The sequence below is a fragment of the Prochlorococcus sp. MIT 1307 genome, assembly GCF_034092395.1.
GTDB lineage: Bacteria > Cyanobacteriota > Cyanobacteriia > PCC-6307 > Cyanobiaceae > AG-363-K07.
In genome coordinates, this window is record NZ_CP139301.1 from 742,969 (window position 1) to 763,968 (window position 21,000).

The 21,000-nt window shown below is 39.0% G+C and carries 21 protein-coding genes; 16 read left to right on the top strand and 5 right to left on the bottom strand.

The genetic code is table 11. The features are described 5' to 3' along the window. Position 1 precedes the first annotated feature (1 nt). From SOI82_RS03910 to SOI82_RS03950, 8 genes are all read left to right on the top strand, one after another. On the top strand, positions 2-1,123 hold the full coding sequence (locus tag SOI82_RS03910) for a serine hydrolase (RefSeq protein WP_320668065.1): 1,122 nt from the start codon (positions 2-4) through the stop codon (positions 1,121-1,123). 371 nt (positions 1,124-1,494) lie between these two features. Continuing rightward, complete coding sequence (bchI, locus tag SOI82_RS03915) at positions 1,495-2,583, top strand: magnesium chelatase ATPase subunit I (RefSeq protein ID WP_320668066.1); 1,089 nt, start codon at positions 1,495-1,497, stop codon at positions 2,581-2,583. Between the two features lie 3 nt (positions 2,584-2,586). Beyond that, the gene (gene ruvC, locus SOI82_RS03920; RefSeq protein ID WP_320668067.1) at positions 2,587-3,063 is read left to right on the top strand and encodes a crossover junction endodeoxyribonuclease RuvC; all 477 of its coding nucleotides are present in this window, start codon (positions 2,587-2,589) and stop codon (positions 3,061-3,063) included. A gap of 45 nt (positions 3,064-3,108) precedes the next feature. After that, a complete protein-coding gene (locus SOI82_RS03925; protein ID WP_320668068.1) occupies positions 3,109-3,693 on the top strand; it encodes a 5-formyltetrahydrofolate cyclo-ligase in 585 nt (194 codons plus the stop codon). An 88-nt stretch (positions 3,694-3,781) separates the two neighbouring features. Next, positions 3,782-4,234, top strand: coding sequence for a SufE family protein (locus tag SOI82_RS03930; protein WP_320668069.1), 453 nt, complete (start codon positions 3,782-3,784; stop codon positions 4,232-4,234). Between the two features lie 59 nt (positions 4,235-4,293). Then, on the top strand, positions 4,294-5,610 hold the full coding sequence (locus SOI82_RS03935; RefSeq protein WP_320668070.1) for a homoserine dehydrogenase: 1,317 nt from the start codon (positions 4,294-4,296) through the stop codon (positions 5,608-5,610). Between the two features lie 427 nt (positions 5,611-6,037). Then, the gene (locus SOI82_RS03945) at positions 6,038-7,576 is read left to right on the top strand and encodes an ABC transporter substrate-binding protein (protein ID WP_414153525.1); all 1,539 of its coding nucleotides are present in this window, start codon (positions 6,038-6,040) and stop codon (positions 7,574-7,576) included. Continuing rightward, positions 7,573-8,592, top strand: coding sequence for an ABC transporter permease (locus SOI82_RS03950; RefSeq protein WP_320668073.1), 1,020 nt, complete (start codon positions 7,573-7,575; stop codon positions 8,590-8,592). The genes SOI82_RS03945 and SOI82_RS03950 overlap by 4 nt, the downstream gene beginning before the upstream one ends. Here SOI82_RS03950 and SOI82_RS03955 read toward each other — a convergent pair. After that, a complete protein-coding gene (locus SOI82_RS03955) occupies positions 8,589-10,103 on the bottom strand; it encodes an alpha/beta hydrolase (protein WP_320668074.1) in 1,515 nt (504 codons plus the stop codon). The two genes, SOI82_RS03950 and SOI82_RS03955, sit on opposite strands and share 4 nt — an antisense overlap. A gap of 104 nt (positions 10,104-10,207) precedes the next feature. Between SOI82_RS03955 and SOI82_RS03960 the strand changes: the two genes are divergently transcribed. Then, entirely contained in the window at positions 10,208-11,476 is a 1,269-nt protein-coding gene (locus tag SOI82_RS03960) for an MFS transporter (RefSeq protein WP_320668075.1), read from the top strand. A 56-nt stretch (positions 11,477-11,532) separates the two neighbouring features. Here the strand turns inward: SOI82_RS03960 and SOI82_RS03965 are convergent, their stop codons facing one another. After that, positions 11,533-11,916 (bottom strand): DUF2834 domain-containing protein, encoded by a 384-nt coding sequence (locus SOI82_RS03965; RefSeq protein WP_320668076.1) that lies wholly within the window; start codon positions 11,914-11,916, stop codon positions 11,533-11,535. A gap of 83 nt (positions 11,917-11,999) precedes the next feature. Here SOI82_RS03965 and SOI82_RS03970 point away from each other — a divergent pair, with 83 nt between their 5' ends. The 7 genes from SOI82_RS03970 to SOI82_RS04000 all read left to right on the top strand — a co-directional run bounded on the left by SOI82_RS03970 (position 12,000) and on the right by SOI82_RS04000 (position 17,316). Next, entirely contained in the window at positions 12,000-12,845 is an 846-nt protein-coding gene (locus SOI82_RS03970) for a PfkB family carbohydrate kinase (protein ID WP_320668077.1), read from the top strand. Positions 12,846-13,481: 636 nt separating this feature from the next. Continuing rightward, positions 13,482-13,673 carry a hypothetical protein gene (locus SOI82_RS03975; protein ID WP_320668078.1) on the top strand — a complete coding sequence of 64 codons (192 nt, stop codon included), beginning with the start codon at positions 13,482-13,484 and terminating at the stop codon, positions 13,671-13,673. Between the two features lie 639 nt (positions 13,674-14,312). After that, on the top strand, positions 14,313-14,651 hold the full coding sequence (locus tag SOI82_RS03980) for a phenylpyruvate tautomerase MIF-related protein (protein ID WP_320668079.1): 339 nt from the start codon (positions 14,313-14,315) through the stop codon (positions 14,649-14,651). 189 nt (positions 14,652-14,840) lie between these two features. Further along, positions 14,841-15,053, top strand: coding sequence for a hypothetical protein (locus SOI82_RS03985; protein WP_320668080.1), 213 nt, complete (start codon positions 14,841-14,843; stop codon positions 15,051-15,053). A 600-nt stretch (positions 15,054-15,653) separates the two neighbouring features. Then, a complete protein-coding gene (locus SOI82_RS03990) occupies positions 15,654-16,049 on the top strand; it encodes a DUF4090 family protein (RefSeq protein ID WP_320668081.1) in 396 nt (131 codons plus the stop codon). Positions 16,050-16,237: 188 nt separating this feature from the next. Continuing rightward, positions 16,238-16,630 carry a hypothetical protein gene (locus SOI82_RS03995; protein WP_320668082.1) on the top strand — a complete coding sequence of 131 codons (393 nt, stop codon included), beginning with the start codon at positions 16,238-16,240 and terminating at the stop codon, positions 16,628-16,630. A gap of 518 nt (positions 16,631-17,148) precedes the next feature. Then, entirely contained in the window at positions 17,149-17,316 is a 168-nt protein-coding gene (locus SOI82_RS04000; protein WP_320668325.1) for a DUF4278 domain-containing protein, read from the top strand. A 438-nt stretch (positions 17,317-17,754) separates the two neighbouring features. Here the strand turns inward: SOI82_RS04000 and SOI82_RS04005 are convergent, their stop codons facing one another. The 3 genes from SOI82_RS04005 to SOI82_RS04015 form a co-directional block, all read right to left on the bottom strand. After that, positions 17,755-17,946, bottom strand: coding sequence for a hypothetical protein (locus SOI82_RS04005; protein ID WP_320668083.1), 192 nt, complete (start codon positions 17,944-17,946; stop codon positions 17,755-17,757). Positions 17,947-18,313: 367 nt separating this feature from the next. Then, the gene (locus SOI82_RS04010; protein WP_320668084.1) at positions 18,314-18,634 is read right to left on the bottom strand and encodes a hypothetical protein; all 321 of its coding nucleotides are present in this window, start codon (positions 18,632-18,634) and stop codon (positions 18,314-18,316) included. Between the two features lie 1,285 nt (positions 18,635-19,919). Then, positions 19,920-20,999, bottom strand: a complete 1,080-nt coding sequence (locus SOI82_RS04015) for a chlorophyll a/b binding light-harvesting protein (protein WP_320668326.1) — start codon at positions 20,997-20,999, stop codon at positions 19,920-19,922. Position 21,000: the final 1 nt, after the last annotated feature.

The following is a 21,000-nucleotide window of genomic DNA, read 5'->3' on the forward strand; positions in this document are numbered from 1 at the left end:
CTTGAAAAGAAATCGCGCCTCACGAAAAGACTCAACATTCACTCGCCCCTTAAAGCTTTGTACCCAACTAGCCTTATTGGGCCTAGGGCTTGGTGTAATAGTCGGCTCTACAATAAGGACTATTGCACTTCAAGAGAAAGATAGCCAATTAATTTCATTAAGCTGGTTTTCACGTAATCAGATATCTTTTCCATCAATTTTTAAATTCGAAGCTATTAATTCTCAAACAAGAGAAAAGAAAATCTTAAAACCAAATCCGTCCCTAAGAAAAACAGAAATAAGCTCTTTAAGTCAGCGGTGGAGAAAACTTGCCAGCAGTGAAAGAGATCTAGAGGCCAGCGGATTCATAATTTTTCTAGATGATAAAAGATTTGCACAGCTATCACCTAATACAGAACTTCCTGCAGCCAGCACAATCAAGATACCGATTTTACTTGTAGCCCTAAAAATGATTGATAAAGGTCAATTAAATTGGAATGAAAAATTGGAATTAAACAAAAGTGTGCTTGGAAGTGGCGCAGGATGGATGGCATACCAACCCCTTGGGAAATTTTTTCCAATACATGAAGTTGCAACTGAAATGATTAGAGTTAGCGACAACACAGCCACAAATCTTCTCATTCAACGAATCGGTGGCATTCAAATTCTTAATCAGCAGTTCAACGAGTTAGGGCTTTATTCAACTGAGGTAAAGAACTTGCTCCCAGACTTAGAAGGAACAAATACTACTAGCGTCAAAGATCTAACACGCGCACTCGCGATCGTTGATGGAGGGGAGGTTCTGAAACCACGAACACGTGATTTATTTAGAGAAGTCATGGGTACATCTAGAACTAACCAATTACTTCCAGGAGGTCTTCTAAGGGGGCTAGGAATTGAGAAAAAAGAAATTGACTACCAACTACTACTAAAGGGTTATAGGGTCTACAACAAAACAGGTGATATCGGAATCACATACGCAGATGCAGGTCTAATCCAAATGCCTGACACCTCCAGAGCTGTCGCAGGGTTCATTGTCAAAGGACCTTTCAATGACCCCCGGTCTCCAGAACTGATTAGGAAAATGGCAGCAGCAATGGTCCCTTTCCTTAACGGAAAAAGCTCAAAGACAATACAGGACTAACTTCTTCCCTTCATTGAATCCCTTGGCCACTGTGATCAAAGTTCTCCCACCAGGGAGTAGTTACTTCATTCCATTAAGAGAATGGGGATATATCAGTTTATGAAAAGCTTTAACCAATTACCACAAAAATAAAATTTCAGAGGGAATGGTCTCTTGCAATCAGAGTAATAATGATCCTTTAAAAAACCAAAAGTGACTCCAGCAACAGAGATATTAGGAGCCACTGGCGAACTTATGTCTTACCATAAAACCAGAAAAAAATTTTTCATTGAGACACTAATCCCATTAACTTTGCCAAGCAAATTCCATTTTTTGATAGCTCTAAAAACTCTTCTTATGAAACAATCCAAAACAACATCTAAATTCAACTCGTGAGTTCACCCACGAAGCGCAGGGACTTTCCCTTCACTGCAGTGATTGGGCAAGAAGAGATGAAGCTGGCCCTTCTGCTCAATGTCATAGATCCCCGGATTGGGGGGGTAATGATCATGGGAGATCGTGGTACCGGAAAATCAACAACAATCCGTGCACTAGCAGACTTACTCCCAGACCTTGATGTAGTAGCTGGAGACCCATATAACAGCTCCCCAATTGATCCAGACCTTCAAAGCAGTGAAGTTCGCGAGCTTATAGAAAATGGTGAAAGTCCTACCACTGAAGAGAAGCAAGTCCCAATGGTTGATTTACCACTTGGTGCGACTGAGGATCGTCTTTGTGGAACTATTGACATCGAAAAAGCCTTGAGCGATGGAGTAAGAGCCTTTGAACCAGGACTACTAGCCAAAGCAAATAGAGGATTGCTTTACGTTGATGAAGTCAACCTTCTTGATGATCATCTTGTAGATGTTCTACTAGATTCTGCTGCTTCTGGATGGAATACTGTTGAGCGAGAGGGTATTTCAGTAAGGCATCCAGCAAGGTTTGTACTTATTGGCTCTGGGAACCCTGAGGAAGGAGAGCTTCGCCCTCAACTACTAGACCGTTTTGGGATGAGCGTCGAAGTTCGAACCGTTAGGAATCCTGAACTAAGAGTTCAAGTTGTAGACCAGCGCACAGCCTTTGATAGTGATCCAGACTCCTTTGCTATAGCAACTAAAGAGAAGCAAGATGCACTACAAAAGAAGGTGGTTGCAGCACAAGAAATCCTCCAAGAAGTCAATATTGACGATGATCTACGCCTACGAATATCTGCAGTATGTGGAGAGTTAGATGTAGATGGACTACGTGGAGATATTGTCACAAATAGAGCTGCTAGAGCATTAGCAGCATTTGAGAATAGGAAAGAAGTCTCTGAAGAAGATGTCGCGCGAGTAATTTCATGCTCTTTAAGACATAGACTTCGAAAAGACCCTTTAGAGCAAGTTGATTCAGGGGATCGAGTAATTAAAGCGTTTTGTAAGATCTTCGAAAGAAACGAAGACACTAATCCGAATGAGTTCGAACTTGCTCTAGCGGAGTAAGCATTGCGTATCCTCGGTATAGATCCAGGACTTGCAAGAGTTGGCTATGGAATAGTCGAAGCAAGTGTGAATAAAAAACAAATGTTGGATTGCGGAATTATATCTACTAATCCTCAACAAACAGAAGGAGAAAGGATGGTTGAAATAGCGCATGACCTTAGAAAACTAATACGTAAATGGGAACCATCATTAGCTGTTGTAGAAAAATTCTTCTTCTATCGTTCAAGTACAACTATTAGTGTTGTGCAAGCAAGAGGTGTGGTAATTATGACTCTCACACGATTTCAAATTCCCATTTTGGAATTTCCTCCAATGCAAATTAAACTTGCTGTTGCAGGATCAGGCAAAGCCAATAAAGATGATGTATTAATTGCAGTCATGCGTGAACTCAATTTAATTAAGCCACCTCGTCCCGATGATGCAGCGGATGCTTTAGCAATAGCTCTTACTGGTTGGTACCAAGCAGGAAATGGCTCATGAAGATAAAAACCTACTCCAGTAATTTTTCTCTTTTATTAGAACAACATGGTTGATAACAGCTTAAAAAAAATATATCGAGCTAATTTCATGAAAATACGACAAAAAGCTCTGCCTCTAGTAGAAGAAGCGATCATACAAGGAGTCAATAAAGAGATAGAGAAGCTCCTAAGCATTAAAAAACTTCAAGGCTATTTAGGGCTTTACTGGCCTTTAAAAAATGAAATTGATCTAAGAGATTTAAAAGTAAATTACAAGATCCCAATAGCACTGCCAGCTAGCAATAAAGAAGGTCATCTGACCTACCACCCCTGGGAGAACAGCCCTCTAAAGAAAGATTTTCATGGAATACCTGCTCCACTAGACCAACCAATACTTAAGGCGAAGGACCTAGGTCTATTAATTGTTCCTGCTCTTGCTATTGATCAAGACGGCTATCGTCTTGGCTATGGAGGTGGCTTCTTTGACCGTCTTAGAGCAAAAGCAGATTGGCATTCAATCCCAGCAGTAGTAGTTTTACCAAAAGCTTGTGTTTCCCAAGACTCTTTACCAAAAGATTCTTGGGATATTCCTTTTGATGGCTGGATAAATGAAGATGGCTATTTCGGCCCCATACTTAATAGACACCCTTAGAGCCTAATGATTTGAAAAACTCCAAAATTTCTTGAATAATTGGATTACTAGTTAGGCTGCTCTCAAATGAATAGCAAAACAGATATTCATGACTAAGGCCTCCACTCCCTCCTGCATCGAAAACTATGGCAGTGAATCTTTAAATGAAATGATTAAAAAGCTAAAAGCCACTTCTGACTCACGAAGACGATATGAATACGTACTGTGGTTAGCCAAAAAGCTACCTACCCTTGCAGAAGAATTAAGAATAGATGCACTTAAAGTCAAAGGATGCATTTCACAAGTGTTTGTACTTGGGCAGTTAGTAGAAGGAAAGCTTGAATGGCAGGGCTATTCAGATGCTCTAATCACTAGAGGATTACTAGCTTTTCTTATTCAAGGGCTAAGCGACCTCACTCCGGGAGAGGTTTTAGCCGTAGATACTAGTTTTATTGCTGCAACTGGACTTCAGAGCAGCCTTACGCCATCGAGAGCCAATGGATTCCTAAACATTTTCCTGGCAATGCGAGCTCAAGCAAAAGCACATTCAATGAATATCTAAAAAGTTCTCCACCGCTGAATAGAGTCACTTACGAATACAACCCGATTGGTTAATTTAAAATGGGGAAAAAGATTGGGATAGGTCTACTAGGACTTGGAACGGTAGGTGCAGGTGTCGCAAATATCATTCAGAATCCAAATGGGCGTAATCCTCTAGTAGCAGAAATTGAATTAGTTCGTGTGGCCGTTAGGGATATAAATCGACCTCGTGCTGCTTCGATCTCATCATCTTTACTAACTCAAAATCCTTTAGAAGTTGTAGATGACCCATCTGTAGATGTTGTAGTTGAAGTAATGGGTGGAATAGAGCCTGCACGAACATTAATTAAACGAGCCATTGCGGCTGGAAAATCAGTAGTAACAGCCAACAAAGCTGTTATTGCTCGTCATGGGGAAGAAATTTCTGCTGCTGCAAATGCAGCAGGTGTTTATGTATTAATTGAAGCCGCAGTTGGAGGAGGGATCCCAATCATTGAACCCCTCAAGCAATCTCTTGGAGGCAACAAGATCAACAAAGTAAGTGGAATTATTAATGGAACCACAAACTTCATTCTCAGCCGAATCACAAAAGAAGGAGCTTCTTACAGCGATGTACTAAAAGAAGCCCAAAAACTTGGATACGCTGAATCAGACCCCGCAGCAGATGTTGAAGGTTTTGATGCTGCTGACAAGATTGCAATATTAAGTGGATTGGCCTTTGGGGGACCAATAAACCGTGAAAGTATCCCTGTACAAGGAATATCTGGTTTAAATAATTTAGATGTTGATTATGCTAAAAAATTGGGCTATGGAGTAAAACTTCTTGCAGTAGCAGAGCGACTAGAAAAACAAAATATTGACCTTAAATCAATTCCTTTAGCTGTTTGGGTGCAACCTACGCTTGTACCAGAAGATCATCCTTTGGCGGGTGTTAATGGAGTAAATAATGCGATTTTGGTGGAAGGTGATCCAATAGGAAAAGTCATGTTTTATGGTCCTGGAGCAGGTGCTGGGCCTACTGCATCAGCGGTTGTAGCAGATATACTAAATATTGCTGGTATACGAACAATTGAAACCACTACCAATCATCTTGATCCTCTACTAGCAGCAAATCGCTGGAGAAATTGTCATGTCGTAGAACCGAGCGACATCATTCAAAAGCATTACCTACGTCTAAGGACAGAGGACAGTCCCGGGGTAATTGGGCGCATCGGTAGTGTATTTGGCAGCAATGGAGTCTCAATTCAATCAATTGTCCAATTCGATTCAAATGAAGCAGGTGCTGAGATTGTTGTTATTACTCATGAAGTAAAGAAAGGGCAAATAACATCTTCTCTTAATTCAATAAAAACTCTCGCAGGTGTCAAAGGGCTATCAGCCGAAATGGTTTGCATATAAAACACAAATCACAAAAAAGATAGAGCCAACCCAAAGTCTTTGGAACTCTAAAAGGTCTATAGACGCTGACTTGTACTTCTCTTAATTGACACTTAACGCTTACATAGCTCTAGAAGGAGATTTTTCTCCACAAGATGACCGAAAGTTATGATTTTTCATCAAGGTGATTGTGTTCAATTGACAAGTGTTGAAGGAAGTTTTCAAGTAATAGGAATAGATGATAAGCACAACAAATGCTGGTTAAGACGTTGGCCTATGCTCCCGAAAGGCTCGCCAGTTTTTGAAATATCAATACAACAAATCTGTCAATCCTGCAAAAAATCCTGAGAAGATCTTTTGCAACTCCACAAAATCTCTTCGAGATCCTTTCAATTTGCCTAAGCCAGGCCTAAAAAATCTAAATGTCCTAGCTGGTTTGTTTGCATTCATATGCATTCTTTTTAGTCAAACTGCCTGCAAGCCAAATCGCCTTAGAGAAAGAATAATTGTTGCAAGCGCAGGTAAAATCACCTCTCTAGATCCCGCACAAGCAAATACTTTCCATGCTCTCCAGCTTATAAGTGCTTTGGGCGATACGCTCTACAAAGTTGATATTAATGGGAACCTCATTCCAAGCCTAGCTAGCAGAATGCCTGAAATAAGTGAAGAAGGACTAACCATTTCTATCCATCTCAGAAAAGATGTTCTTTTTCACGATGGGACCCAGTTCAATTCAGAGGCAATGGCCTTCAGTATTAAACGCTTCATGAGAATAGGCACTCTAAGTTATGTGATGGGTGGACGAATATCGTCTATAGAAACTCCAGATCCATACTTAATTCGACTAAGGCTTACAAGGCCCTCAAGCTCACTTCGAGGATTGTTATCTTCTATCAACCTAACACCCCTATCTCCAAAAGCATATGCAAATCATAAAGATAAGTTCCTCAATGACAACTTCGTAGGAACAGGACCCTACCAACTAAAAAGTTTCAGACAACAACAACAACGTCTGGAACCATTCGAAGGCTATTGGAACAAGCTTCCTGAAAACTCAGGAATAGATTTCATCAGTTTAAAGAGTTCAACATCGCTTTATGGAGCTCTTCGAAGTGGCGAGATAGATGTTCTATTATCCAACTCTATAGATGAAGATCAGCGCATATCATTAAACAAAATGTCGGAAGAAGGTTATTTAAATAAAGGGGAAGGTGCTCCTATTGAAATTGGATTTGTTACCTTTAAAAGTAATGCTTCCCCACTTAATAGTCAAAACCTAAGGAAAGCCCTTTTACATAGTTTAGATAGAGAGGCAATCAGTGAAAGAGTTAGCTATGGACTTAGAGAACCCTTGAGAGGGTTAGTCCCACCAAACTTGAAACCAAAAAAGAACTCGCCTTGGCCAAGTTATAACCCAAAGTTTGCGAAAGACCTTTTCAAAAAAGAGGGTTACTGTGGAAAGAAAAAGCTTGAACTCCCATTAACTTTCAGGTCAAATGTTCCAGCCGACAAGTTGATGGCACTTACTTGGCAGGCCCAAGTGAATCAGGACCTCTCTGATTGCCTAAAGATCCATTTAAATAGTGTTGAATCAACAACGATTTACCGTCAACTGGGAGAAGGAGCTTTCCAAGCGGTAATTCTTGATTGGCGAGGCACTTATCCTGATCCAGAGGCATACCTCTCTCCCTTGCTTAGCTGCAACAAAAGCAAGGGAACCATTTGTGAAGAAGGAGAAGCTGTAATGAGTGGAAGTTTCTGGACGACACCTTCACTAGAAAATGCATTAAAGAGAAGTGATGTACTTACAGGCGCAAATCGAGTCCAAAAACTCACCGAAATTGAAGAAATTGCAGCAAATGGTGCAGCTTATTTACCCTTTTGGATTGTAAAACCTAGAGCTTGGACTCAAGTCCATTTAGCAAAGCCTGAATTCGATGGAAATGGGCAAGTCTTAATTGAGCGTCTTAGATCAATTAAACAATGAACAGAGGGAGAGCACTACTTCAGTACTGCGCAACCAGATTGGCATTAGCTCCACTCATGTTGTGGCTAATAGCTAGCATGGTTTTTATATTGTTGAGAATCGCTCCAGGCGACCCAGTAGATGCAGTTCTTGGGAGCCGTGCTAGCGAAGTAGCTCAAGCAGCTCTAAGAGCAAAACTTGGGTTAGATCAACCACTATTTAATCAATATCTAGATTTTATTAATAACTTAAGCCATGGGGATTTAGGTAATGCGCTAGTCAATCAAGAACCTGTAAGAGAAATAATCCAGCAGGCTTTACCTGCGAGCCTTGAGCTTGGAATTAGTGCTCTAATTTTAGCTGCCACAATAGGCATCGGTATTGGGTTTAGTGGAATCTCCAGAAAAGGCAGCAAGGTCGACTTGGCTGGACGCTTATACGGGATAAGCACCTACGCATTACCTCCATTCTGGGCCGCAATGCTTGTGCAATTATTTTTTGCAGTAATCCTAGGATGGCTTCCTGTTGGAGGACGTTTCCCTCCAAGCATGCTCCAACCAGAGGGAACTGGATTTTTAATTTTTGATAGTCTTGCAAAACAAAACTGGTCAGCACTCAAAGGCGCCATCAGACATTTAATACTTCCTGCTACAACACTTGGAATACTTCTAAGCGGGATTTTCAGCCGTGCCTTAAGAATCAACTTGGCCCGAATATTAGAATCAGATCATATAGAAGCTGCAAGAAGTAGAGGAATTAATGAAACTCAAGTGCTGTTAAAACACGCACTGCCAAATGCTCTACTACCAGTTCTAACAATTGCAGGAATCACAGTAGCTTCTCTGATTGGAGGAGCACTACTAATTGAAATAACCTTCTCATGGCCTGGAATAGCAATGAGGCTAAAAGAAGCAATAGATCAAAGAGATTACCCAGTAGTTCAAGGTATTGTTGTTGTTGTCGCTGGATTAGTAGTTCTTGTAAGCATAATTGTAGATATCTTAGTTGCAGCTATTGATCCTAGAATCCGCTATTAATTCTTCAAAAGACTATCAACAATAGATCTATCTAAAAGATGAAAAGTCAAGCCATCCTTCTTTTGGTTTATTCCTACATCTAAAGCCTTACCAAGTTCAAAATTCTCTAAAAATCTAATTATTTGGGTTCCCAATAATCCTTGTACCATAAGAGGGCGAACTCCCACAAAAGCTTCACCAAGTTGGAGTAAATCATCTCCACTAGCATTCTTTGCCTGACCTTCTACTCTTATTGGTGAGAAATGACTTGCACCTTCTATAAGTAAAATTCGACTTAATAGATTTGGTGATGTTGATAATAGTAAACCAAGTTGTTCAGTTAAAGCTGGTGTAATTAAATCATAAGTCCCACCCATCAAAAAAACAGGGGATATGTTATTTACACTCTCTATAGTTGGCCAGAGCAAGCTACCAAAACTATTAATTGCAACTATGGCCTCGAGCTGGGGAAGTCTTTGAACAGGCTGCAATTGCACATCAACCATCTGACACTGCAAAAGCTGTGAAATGTTTGTCAATGAAAGTGCATCGAGAGCTTGTCTACACCTTTTCTCTAAGTCTGGTTCAGGAGTAGCTCCAGAAGCTAAAAAAGCTGTTAAAGCGCCAAGCGAGTGTCCCATTAGTACAAGCTTTTCAGCAGACACTTCTAAGTCCCCTTGCTTTTTCGCCTCAATGACAGAAAAAAGATCTGCCAAACGATCAGGAAGTACTTCGGCACCGGGTGCTAGTCGTCGACCCTCTAAAAGTTCTTGAACAGCCTTTGCATCACTGCCTGGGTGCTCAAGGAGAACAACAGGCCACCCCTTCCTACTAAGGCGGCGAGCAAGCCAGCGAAAATGATCAGGCGTACCTCCCCAACCCGGCATAAAAACAATCCAACTCGATCTTTGGGGTGAAGCAATATCAGGCCTCCAAATTTCAAGTTTTAAAGGGTCCTCACGGTGATCTACCTCTAAAGCCTTCTGAATTGAAAAGGGTTCTTTATATACCTCAACGACCTTCTGAAGAGATTTAGGTTTCAGGGGTTTCGATGGTAAGCGGCCTATATCAAAAACGAGCTTTTGCTGACTTTTTAGCTCGTTACGCCATCGATTAGCAGCCTGTAAAAAGGCATCTAAATCAAGATAAATATTTTTGCCTGGAAGAGCCTCAAGAAGATCAATTGTCGTCACCTGAGGCTGACTTTCAAGTAGGGACTCAAGTGTATTAAAAACTCGTTTACCACTCCTATCATCATCCAAACGAACAAGGTCACTAAGCTCATCAAGAAGTTGACGACCAACCCAACTTCGCAAAATCTGACGAGCCATGCTCTTGTTTTTAATAAGAGGAGCTTTAAGAATTTTTGCCAAGCCAGCCTGGCTTTCAAGATCAAGAAGATTTAACCATGACGAAAGATCTGTATCTTGACCTCCATTTTGAGCCCATTCTGATAATTCCCTAATGGAATTAGGGATTGATATTCCATCCACCCAATCACTTAATTCATTCACAGGGATAGGAATAGACATATCTTCGAAATGAACTTCAAGCCTTTCAGCAGCCTTAAAGGAATTGTTTCCAAAGCTGCAAAACATCAGACTGGTTAACAACCCAATCAAAATTGGTTTTCCTATTGAGCGTCCTGAATACAACCCCAAATTTCTATTTCTGGTGGAACCAGTTTCCCTCGCCACTGCGCATTATTGCGAAAATTCGCTTGTTGGCATCAATAGGAGCTGGTGGAGTTATCTATTTAACTCCTCTAGTGTTCAACCAAATAGCACTTTCAGCTACACAAATTGGAAGCGGGCTTGCAATTGCTGCTTTTGTAGGAACTCTTTCACGTCTAATAACAGGAGGTTTACTCGATCGCGGCGTCTATAGTTCATTAACCATCAAGTGGGCAGCCATAGTTGCCATTGCTTCTGATTTCTTTCTCTTTAATGCACAAAATTTCAATGCGTTTGTAGTAGGTCAAATTGTTCTAGGCATAGCCGCAGGAATTTATTGGCCTGGTGTAGAGCTTGCTGTTCCTGCCAGCTGTGGGAAATTCCCCTCCAGTAAAGGGTTTGCTCTTGTACGCAGTGCTGACGCATTAGGGACAAGTATTGGAGCACTTCTTGGCTCTTTAGCTGCACTAATAAGCGCTATTCGTATGGTCTATTTATTAGATACATGCTGCATGATCCTACTTCTACTCTTATTAACAAAAAACTCTCAAAAAGACAAAAGAGCAGAAGCAATTAAAGAGCTTGAACAGAGTCAATTAATCAATAAAGAAAATTTCGCAGACAAAGAGGGCAAATGGTTGCATCAACTTTTTCCAATACTCGTGTTAAGCCTTCTTGCGACAGCCATCTTCACACTTCTACAAAGTGCACTCCCTCTTGATCTAGTCAAAGGAGGCATATCTAGACCTCCCGTTAGTGAGGCTCAGAGCGGTGCAATTCTTGCTCTCCAGCTTTGCTTGCTAGTCCTATTTCAATGGCCTATCGGGCGATGGCTGTCAGAAAAAAGTAAGAAGTTTTCTCTTAGAATAAGTTTTTCATGCTTTGCTTTTGGCTGCCTATTACTAGGTCTTTCAGCGATTTTTACTAAGGGCATAATCTTAGTGTTAATTTCTCAACTTCCCTTAGCATTTGCATTAGCAGCCTTTCTACCAACGGCAACTGAAGCAGTAATACAAACACCACCCATTGATCATAGAGGAATAGCAATGGCTTTGTTCTCACAATGCTTTGCTATTAGCGCGCTAATAGCTCCAATCCTATCTGGTTTAATTATCGATATGCAAGGGAATGGGATACTGGTCTGGCTAACAATGAGTATTGCCTGCTTAATAATGTTGCCATTAACAAAAAAAGTAAAAACAAAGTCAATTAACAATTATTTTGAAGCATAGATAAAAATATAAATCATATGCCACAAGGCTTAAAAGAAAAAATTTAGATCAGAAAATTATTGATCTATTATTCTAATGTCAACTAAAATTCCTTCTTTTTCTAATTCCATTAAACGACGTTCTCTCAAGAAAAGAAACAATGGAGCAGCAAATGCAAACGCAATGGTAAAGGTGCTTAGTAAAACAATCCACAGATTCTTCATCTTCAACCTACGAGCCTCAGTTACAATCCAAATGATTATTGCGCTAGCACCAACCATCAAGTCCCTAGACAAAGATTCAGCTGCAGGATTTATATTAGCAAGTAAAATAAATTTATTTATGTCAAACCCTGGGCCATAAGTTTGAGCAAACTCAATATTTGAAAGAGTAGGCAGAATAGCTCCCAAAATAGCCAAGGAAAAATAGACGAAGCTAATCAATCTTCTTGAAGAAGGCATCTTTAAAAAATTTTTTTTGGGCCCCCTTAAGGAGCTGTCTAACTACAAGTTACAATAAAAAGTATAATTTCACCAGTTAATTTTTGGAGTTACTTCAGAGCAAAAGTCTGCCGCCAATCCCAAAACTTAAGCTAGCAGTTGTTGGTCACGTAGAATGGGTAAGTTTCCTGTCTGTCGACAAATGTCCGAGGGAGGGGACGATATCTCACGGCAAAATATATCTAGAAGAGCCAGCTGGAGGAGGTGCAGTATCAGCAGTAAAGCTAGCAAAGTTAATAGGAGAACCTGTAGATTTTTTTACTGCTCTTGGTAATGATCTAACAGGTAAAAAGTGCTTCAAAAAACTCAGTCAGCTTGGTCTAAATCTCAATGTTGCATGGAAAGATGAACCCACAAGAAAAGCTATAAGTATGATTAACCGAAAAGGAGAAAGAGCCATTACTGTTATAGGAGATCGACTTCAACCTTCCAAAAAAGATAAGCTTCCTTGGCAGAAAATGAATAAATATGATGGAGTTTTTTTAACTGCTGTAGGTTCAGATGCATTAAGTGATTGCAGAGAAGCAAATGTTTTAGTAGCTACACCTCGCCTTGGCCTGGGTGCATTGGAAGAAAAGAATATTAAGCTCGACGCAATAATTGGAAGTTCATTAGACCCAGACGAAAATATGGAAGGACTATCAATAAAACCTGCTCCACGCATACTTATCACAACTAAAGGTTCATTAGGAGGAGAATCATGGCCAGGGGGGCCATTCAAAGCTTTTAAACTCAATTCGCCACTTGTTGACACCTATGGATGCGGAGACAACTTTGCGGCAGGAGTAACCGCTGGGCTTGCAGCAGGCTGGAGCATTCAGCAGGCAATTAGCCTTGGATCGCAATGTGGGGCAGAGTGTGCAACTCACCTAGGTCCTTACGATCATTGATTTTATGCTAAAAATATCTATAAAAAGAATGGGCAATACCTTTCATAAGGCTGACTCTCACATTGCCAAATAGAATTAGAGCACAATGAAAAAGAAACTAGAAACAACAAAAAAAAGCCTTACTTACCAAGTAATATTTTTTGGCTTCACTCTGACAATACTTCTTTTCGACTCCATTTTTATACTTCTTTCTGCCCTCCAAAAAGGGATTTTAAAAAAGGAAGTCCTATCAAAAAAATCGAATCTTGGTTTTGACTTTAAAATAATTATCAAGTAATCACAAACCAAGACTGAAATGCACTGCAAAAAAGTAATTAGCAAGTATTAATACTAGTCAATCCTAGTTTTAGGTTCAGAATAAGTATCAAAAGATAAAACATATAAAAAATCCATAGAGAAATAGAACTTGATAAGTCTAAGGGATCTTGCTTTACTAGGCATATCATGACCCATACGAAAATGAGTTTATTACTTATCATATTAATCAGTACAATTTTGATATTTCTTATTTTATTTCTCAACATTAAGGAAAGGGAACGTCATCGCCAATCAAGCCTTGTTACAAGGTTCAGAAAAAAGTTTAAAAGTGAAGCTCATTTAAGAGAAAAGCCAAAAGAAGAGTTTCTAGAATCCCTTATGGCCGATCCAGAAAGAAATATTCAAATCGGCCTTTGGGACAAAGAGAATGAACTAAGAGAAAAGGCCGATATCCATAAAGCAAGGTTGATTAAATATGGTTATTCAACCATGAATGGAGAAACATTTTACATGGAATCAAAGGGGGTTGTTTATAGGTACAACACTGAAGGAAAGAAGATATATATATAAAAGATCTAGGATTAAGAATAATCTAATCTCTTATTCCTCGAAGCCTTTTACGCCAGGAGATCGGTCAACTAGAAATCCTTATAGAATCTATTTAGAATTTCTAGCTCTGATTTTATTATTTGCTTGCATACTAAACTTCAAAGCAAAAGATCAAAGATTTTAGCTAATAAGTCTTTTTATACTAAAGGCAAAGTATTAGAAAAGCCTTTGAGAAAACAAAGAGGAAAAAGGAAAGGAATTAAGACATAGTGGAAGCCTTAAACCTAGAAGGGTAAAATTTTTTCACAAAAAATCAATAATGAACACTAAGTTAATCAATCAAAAAATCCATTCGAAGCCAAAAATAATCCTAGAAGGATGATAGGACCGATCCCAAAGACAAATAAAACTAACTTAGCATTTCCTGGTTTTATTTCAGGCTCAAGTGACTTTGATTTCGACTTGATCTTTGTTCTTTGTTGTGATTTTCTTTTTGCCATGCTCAAATAAAAATCCAGACTAATAATGAAACTTCTCTATCAAGGTTCAATATTTTATTATGGAGATTTGATAAAACTCCATAATAAAAGCCTTCAAACCTCAAATTCAATGTCTATCTTTTCTATGACATATTACTGAATCTTCTACAGAGTCATTTTAATGCCACTAATTAATGTAAGTGTCTCCTCACCTGAAGTCCCAAATCAAGAAGACTTTCTAAAGGCACTATCCTTAAAGTTATCCAAATTAACTGGAAAGCCTGAACGATATGTCATGACAGTTCTTCAAACTAATGTTCCTATGACATTTGGAGGGAGTGAAGGTCCATGCTGCTATGTAGAGGTTAAGTCAATCGGTGGCCTAGAACCAAAGCAAATGAGTAATGAATTTTGTCAGCTAATTCAAATGATGACTGGAATCTCAGGAGATAGAATCTATATAAGCTTTGAAGATATTGCACCCAATCTTTGGGGGTTTAATGGACAAACTTTTGGCTAGTGTAATAGACTAATCAAGTCTTTAGATGTTCTAAAGACTTGATTTTCTAGAAATATTTAAAAACTTTAGTACAAAATAAATTTTCAAGCCAAAAGTGACGGAAGGTGAGTTTTTTCTTCATTATTTTTATATTCAAAACTGGTTTGGATTAGAATTGGTATTATCCCAAGCCTATTAGCATCAAGAAAAATGAGTACTAAAGAAACATCGAAAATTCAAATCTATCCTTTATTTGCAGCAATTAGTAGCGCAAGTCTATTACTTATTTCCATTTCTCTTCTCCCCATAGCTCAATGGGCAAAGACACAAAATGATTGTATTGACAAGACTTTTCGTACAGATGGCACAAATAATGCTGGCGTACCTTCCAAAGTATGGAGCTGCAATGGAGGAGGTGATTAAGATGCTAGAAATAAGCAATCAAGAATATTATTTCTTCTTCGAAAGAAACTACATATCTCCCCTTAACTTCTCATTTACAATGATTAGTGGTTAGCATTACTTGTAGTAAGTTCTCCCTTTGACGAGTAGTGAAGTCATAAAACATTCTTTAACCTCCAACTAAGTCATATTGCGTTGAAGTTGATTCAGCAGAATCCATGTTCAATTGTCTTATGACAAACAGGAAGGCCAAACAACCCAAATAAAACCTGCAAGCCAATATTTCTTCCGACTACGTTGCTAGAAATATCCCACCCTCAAATCTGAAATAGGTTCAAAACGGCTGCATCTCACATCAAGGAAGCAAAGATCTTATTTCGAGGAATCTCTTTCAATATCGTTTTTTTTTGCCTTGCTCTTAGAGCTCTGCAATGATCACAGCACGTTAACCAATAGACTTAAAAGCCGCTTATATACAAAAGAGCAAAGCAAATAAGAAGGCCAATTTTAAGGTTACAATTCAATCATGGTTCTTAGCATCGAAGAAAACACTTGATATAACAGGGGAATGAAGGTCTGGGGAAAAAATAACTTTGCTATTCAGAGCCAATTAGCGTTGCATTGCGCAAAAAAAAATCAACACCTTTTTTGCGATTAGGTGAAAAGAGCAGCAAAATAGCGTTGTACTTCCCAACCAAGTCCTTGAACGCCAGCAACAACATCGAAATTATCGACGATGGGCCTGAAGGTCTCGATGCTGTCCCTGAGTCAATAGAGAGCGCCATACAAGATGGCATCGATTTAAACGGATCTCCTTTACCAAAGGAGATGGTTGGCTTCTACAAAGAGGTAATGCAGAAAGAAGCTGAGAGAATCTGCCGTGTTCGAGTAGCCATGCGAAAAAAAATTATCGCTACTGGATCAAAACATTTTGATCAGGAGACTATGAATCAACGACTCTTGGATGCAGGCTGGGAAGGTTTAAAAGCTGCAGAAATCGCGTACTTTTTTAGCTAGGGTAATGATAATCTCAATCCTCATCATAAGCTCTTGTGCCTATTAAGGAATCCAATGTCTTTGTGTTTCTCAAAAGAAGGACGAAAGAAATACTTTCTCATCAATTTTGAATCTATTTAAATTAGACTATGGTCGATGGAAGTAATCCTCAAGGAACAACCCATGAAATAATTTTACAGCATTTTCTATTGGGAATAATTCTTTTTTTTGAAGCTTTAATTCTAATATTAAATATAATAATACCTAGTCCAAAAAGGTTTAAAACTTCTTTGGACAACCAAAACAACAAAAAACAATTATTTCTATCAGAGAAGAGTGATGCTGAGCTAAGAGCTGTTTTAAAGAATGTTGATGCGATTTCGACCCTAAACAAAGCCCAATTAACAAATTTGATCCTTTCCAATCAAAAAGCCTTAGAGAATTTAAAATTAGAAGAGAGAAAAAAATATCTAACGGGAATGACAAATCAAGAAATACGTTCTCTATTGAAAGGAGTAACTGGGGTCTCACGACTTAGAAAGTCCGAGCTTGTTGAAATGGTTATGAATCAAGATAGAATCAAAAAGTCTAATGTTCAATAATCTTATCCTAATCAAAAGCCAATCAAGTATCTAGACGGTCACCCTAAATATAGGAATTATTTTTGTATATCTTTTTTAAGGCCTTCTTGCCAACCAATATGAATGAATTAAATCTAACCTCTTTCCAAGTACTTATCTAATGTCTCCTTAATCTATTCGTTTTAACCACCCGCCCTTAACAGTGAAAACATCCACCTCAGGAAGACTTTCAAGCATTAATTAAATACTTTTCCCAAACATTTATAAAGATATGGATCCTTAGGCTGATAATCAAAAAGATAACTTTGATGTTCCCATAGATTCCAAAAGACTGCCCTATAAGAAGGCAAGTTTAGCGGATTTTTTTCAAGCACTGCCTTCAATAACTGCTGTATCCGAATGAACGACACAAGCCATTGATCTCGGTGCATAATTAATTCCGTAGTAACCGCTACAGAATCGTTCACCTCGCTTCATACTGAGGCGCAGTTTGACCCAAGTCAAGGAACGGGGGCTTGGGCCTTTTCGGAGGCTGCATGATGACTACCCTTCTCTATCGTGGAAATGGCTATGTCCAGCACAAAAAAACCATTACAGATAAGCCAATCAGGCTGACCTATCGTAGAAACACATACACAAAGAGAGTGGACAGACTGGCCTCTAAGCACCCTGTTTTGATCTATCGCGGGCAAATGTACCAAAAATGACTTAGAGCGGCCTTAAAAGGCTTTTCGGGGCTCCAAGGTGCCTAATAGCTCCCTATGTCGGGGCTATTTTTATGAATGATATTTTTACTCTCGTTGACCATAAGGACTTTTTCACACAGAAAAACCAATCAAAATAAATTTATGATTTTCTAAGGGTCTTTAGCTGAGGTCTGAAAGAAATAAATCCATGATTTTAGATAATGGAATCCCAGTTGAAAAAAATCGATATTCTCTGACCTCAAGCAACCTCTTCTAAGCAACAAATGCGCCTTTGCTTTATAAACATGGAGGTCGAGAGAAAACAACTGACTCTTTCACAAAAAAAGCCATAGAAGGCAAACTAGTTGCTTCTATGGCTTAGGAGAAATCTCTATTGAGGTAGTGAAACCCAAGAGAGTGGGGTGAAGACCCTGCTAAAACTTTTTTAGTTCAAGCAAATTAGCGAGTAAAGCGCTCTGATGGGTCATTACCTTTGCGGGCATACCAGTGGAACTGAGATACCTGCACAATTGCAATGACTCCAAAAATCGCTGGGAGCAACTGGAAGCCACCTGAGGGCTTAACCAAACCAAGATCAGATGGGTGTGGTAGTTGAGTAGCGAAATCAATGATGTGGGTTAAATCAATCATTAATAAAAAGGGGGCCTCGTAATAGCCCTGTTTGTGAATCCCGGTATTTATAAACCAGAAGTGCATCAGCAAGGAAGCGTCTGTTGCATCTTGAAAACTGCCTACATAAAAAAAACCTCAAAAAGTCCTTAAAGCTCGATCCTTTTCTGAGTCAAAACAGCTATAAATAGAAGTTTATTGTCGATGTCCAAAAAAAATTCATTCGTTACGCCAAAGGACTAGTCAAAAAGCAATAAGAAATGATTATCTAAAACTACATCGATCGATCTACAAATGAAAAAGACAATAAAACCCTAGGCTTTTGAAAAGCTAGAGCCTTATTGCCTTTCCTTATTGACTTTTTTAAAATATTTCTTATTTGATTTACTTACTTAAGACCTAAAGGGAAAAATATTGTTTCAGGTCCGATCAAAATCACTGATATCCCAACAATGATAGCTAGTACTTGAACTCCAAAAAATTGACGCCAACGATAGGTGAATAAAGTGGAATCTGAGCTAAGTCCCCAACCTTCGGTTGGCTCGTTTGCCTCTCGAGCAAACCAATGAAAGTTTGACACCTGGAAAATTGCGATCAAACCAAATACAAGTGGAACTATGGCAAAGCCACCTGAAGGCTTAACCAGACCAATATCAGAAGGGTGTGGAAGTTGTGTGGCGAAATCTATGACGTGAGTTAAATCAATCATCTAAAAATGAAAAATCGGGGTATTAATAGGCGAGCATCCTATCCCGCATAACAACTTCTGAGAAGATCGTTACAAACTTGATTCTTTTTAGCTGAGAAGAGTGCAAATTCAGATCGAATTTTTGCTGTGAATTCAGCTAAGAAAGACTGCTGTTCAATTGAAATTCAATTTCTTTAGAGAAAAAGCCCTTTAGAAAAAACTATTAGCCGCTTTCCAGCTAAAGCAATTGATTAAATTAACTCGAGTTAATTTCCAGCAAAAAAATAAATAGCAATAATTAAATTAGGCATGGGAATAAGCTTAAACCCCTTAAAAGGGTGAGGAGGATTTCCCTCTTCCTTTCATACAAAGGAAGACTATTATTAAAACTTCAACCTAACCTTAAAACACCTAAGCACCAGTTTAGGCATAATAAAAAAACTTTTCAAGACTTTTCTTCACTAGAAAGCCAGAGTTTCTAAGTACTGCTAAGACTAGATAGAGTCAATAGTTCTTAACTATTGGAATATCTACTTACCTTTAGCAAGAAAGAAAATCTACAAGCTTCTAGTTCATATAAAACAAATATACAATTTAGCTAGCCAGCTAAAAATCTAAAGCAAGCTATAAAAGCCATAGAATTTTGCAAAGAACGTTCATAGTAAAAAATATCTAAGGATAAGGTGAACTCCATAGCTCTCCAAGCTCGCAATCTAGCCGTTAAGCATCTTGAAACTTTGTGGACAGCTTGAGATTGCGTTGCTATTCCTTTAATAGCTATAAGAGGCTCCACAATGGAAAGCAATGTAATTGTTGTACTGCTTTCGTCTATCTTGCTAACCAGTACGGTAAAAGACTCGAATGAATTCATTAAGTACGGGGGATTTGTTGTCGCAATAGCCTGTTTATGTATAACCTTTATGTCGGGAAGCTGATCAAGAGAAATACTTGCACTACTTAATTTGAGCTCAACAATTCGAATGGAGGCCTTAAGTTCACCTCCCTATTTGCTAATAGCCAAGGTAAGAATTTATTTTTTAACCCTAATAACAGGTAAAACTATATTTCCTACAACAAACTACTGAATACTCAGATCAATACCTTTTGTTGACTAGAAATAATATTTTGTTCTAAATGGAAATAAACTAGCAAAAGTATTACCAGCTCTAAGCAGTTTAATCATTTATATTATTGAATTTATTTTATTTTCTAAGATAGCTTTAATAAAAAAAAGCCCCATCGATAAAGATGAGGCTTTTTTTATTAAAGCTATCTATTTGAGAGTATTCAAAGTGAAGTAATTAATTCAGCTTTGAGCTCCGCTAAGTCCAGTTAAGGCCTGGGGAATACGCCTGAAATTAAAGCCCATAGCACGTAATGCATGCCAAAGATGACCTTGAATGTTGAAGAATCCAATCATGTAATGGAAATTGACCAAGTATGCACGTGAAGAGTGACCAAACCACGCACTACTTTGAGGGTCAACAGTATCTACCCAGTATGGAGCTATTCCAAACTGAAGACTTACTGGCTCTCCATAGAACTCTGTTGGATAAACAGTTGTGTTTCCGGCACACCAGAAAGCAACCATAATCCCCATCCAGCCAATTCCTGCCAAAGACCAAGAAAGAACCGCTTCAGCAGATAACAAGCCAGCACCTTTAGAGGTTGTGTATTCACCTACTTGCTTCGTGAAAATATGGAAAACCGATCCTGCACTCATAAAGAATGCTAAGAAAGCGTGACCCATCATTATTTCTTCGAGGCTATCAATAGTTAGGAAGTCAAACTGATGACTCCAAATTACCCCGAAGTCTCCATAACCAGGGAATACAGTTCTTACAGCACCAATAGCTGGATCATAGATTCCATGATATCTAGCCCACTCAACAAACATTACGTTGCCAAGAGCTAGGAAAAGAAGATGATGTCCAAGAATAAAAGTCAGATTATCTGGGTTATCCCATTCCAGTTTGAACCTTTTAGCTTGACGGTGCTCAGGTCTACCTTCAGCAAACAAGCCTGAACTGTCTTGAGTGTCCTCACTAAATGCTAGGGCGTGCAATAAAGCTGCACTTCCATATACGAGGGAAAAGATGCAATGGAAAATAGCGATTGTTGCTACACCTACACCTGTCCATACTCCAGCCTCATCAAAACCAAGGCCCATGGAAGCTAAATGCTGGATAAATACCAGCCCCTGGCTTCCCATTGGTACTGAAGGGTCGTAGCGACCCAACTCCCAAAGGGTAGTTGCCCCAGCACTGAAGGCAATAACTCCTGTATGGCCAACATGCGATGAAATGAATCGGTTAGTCTTGTTAGTAACCCCAGCATTGCCAACCCACCACCCATAGGTGACGTTTGGGTTTCCATAGGTCTGCATG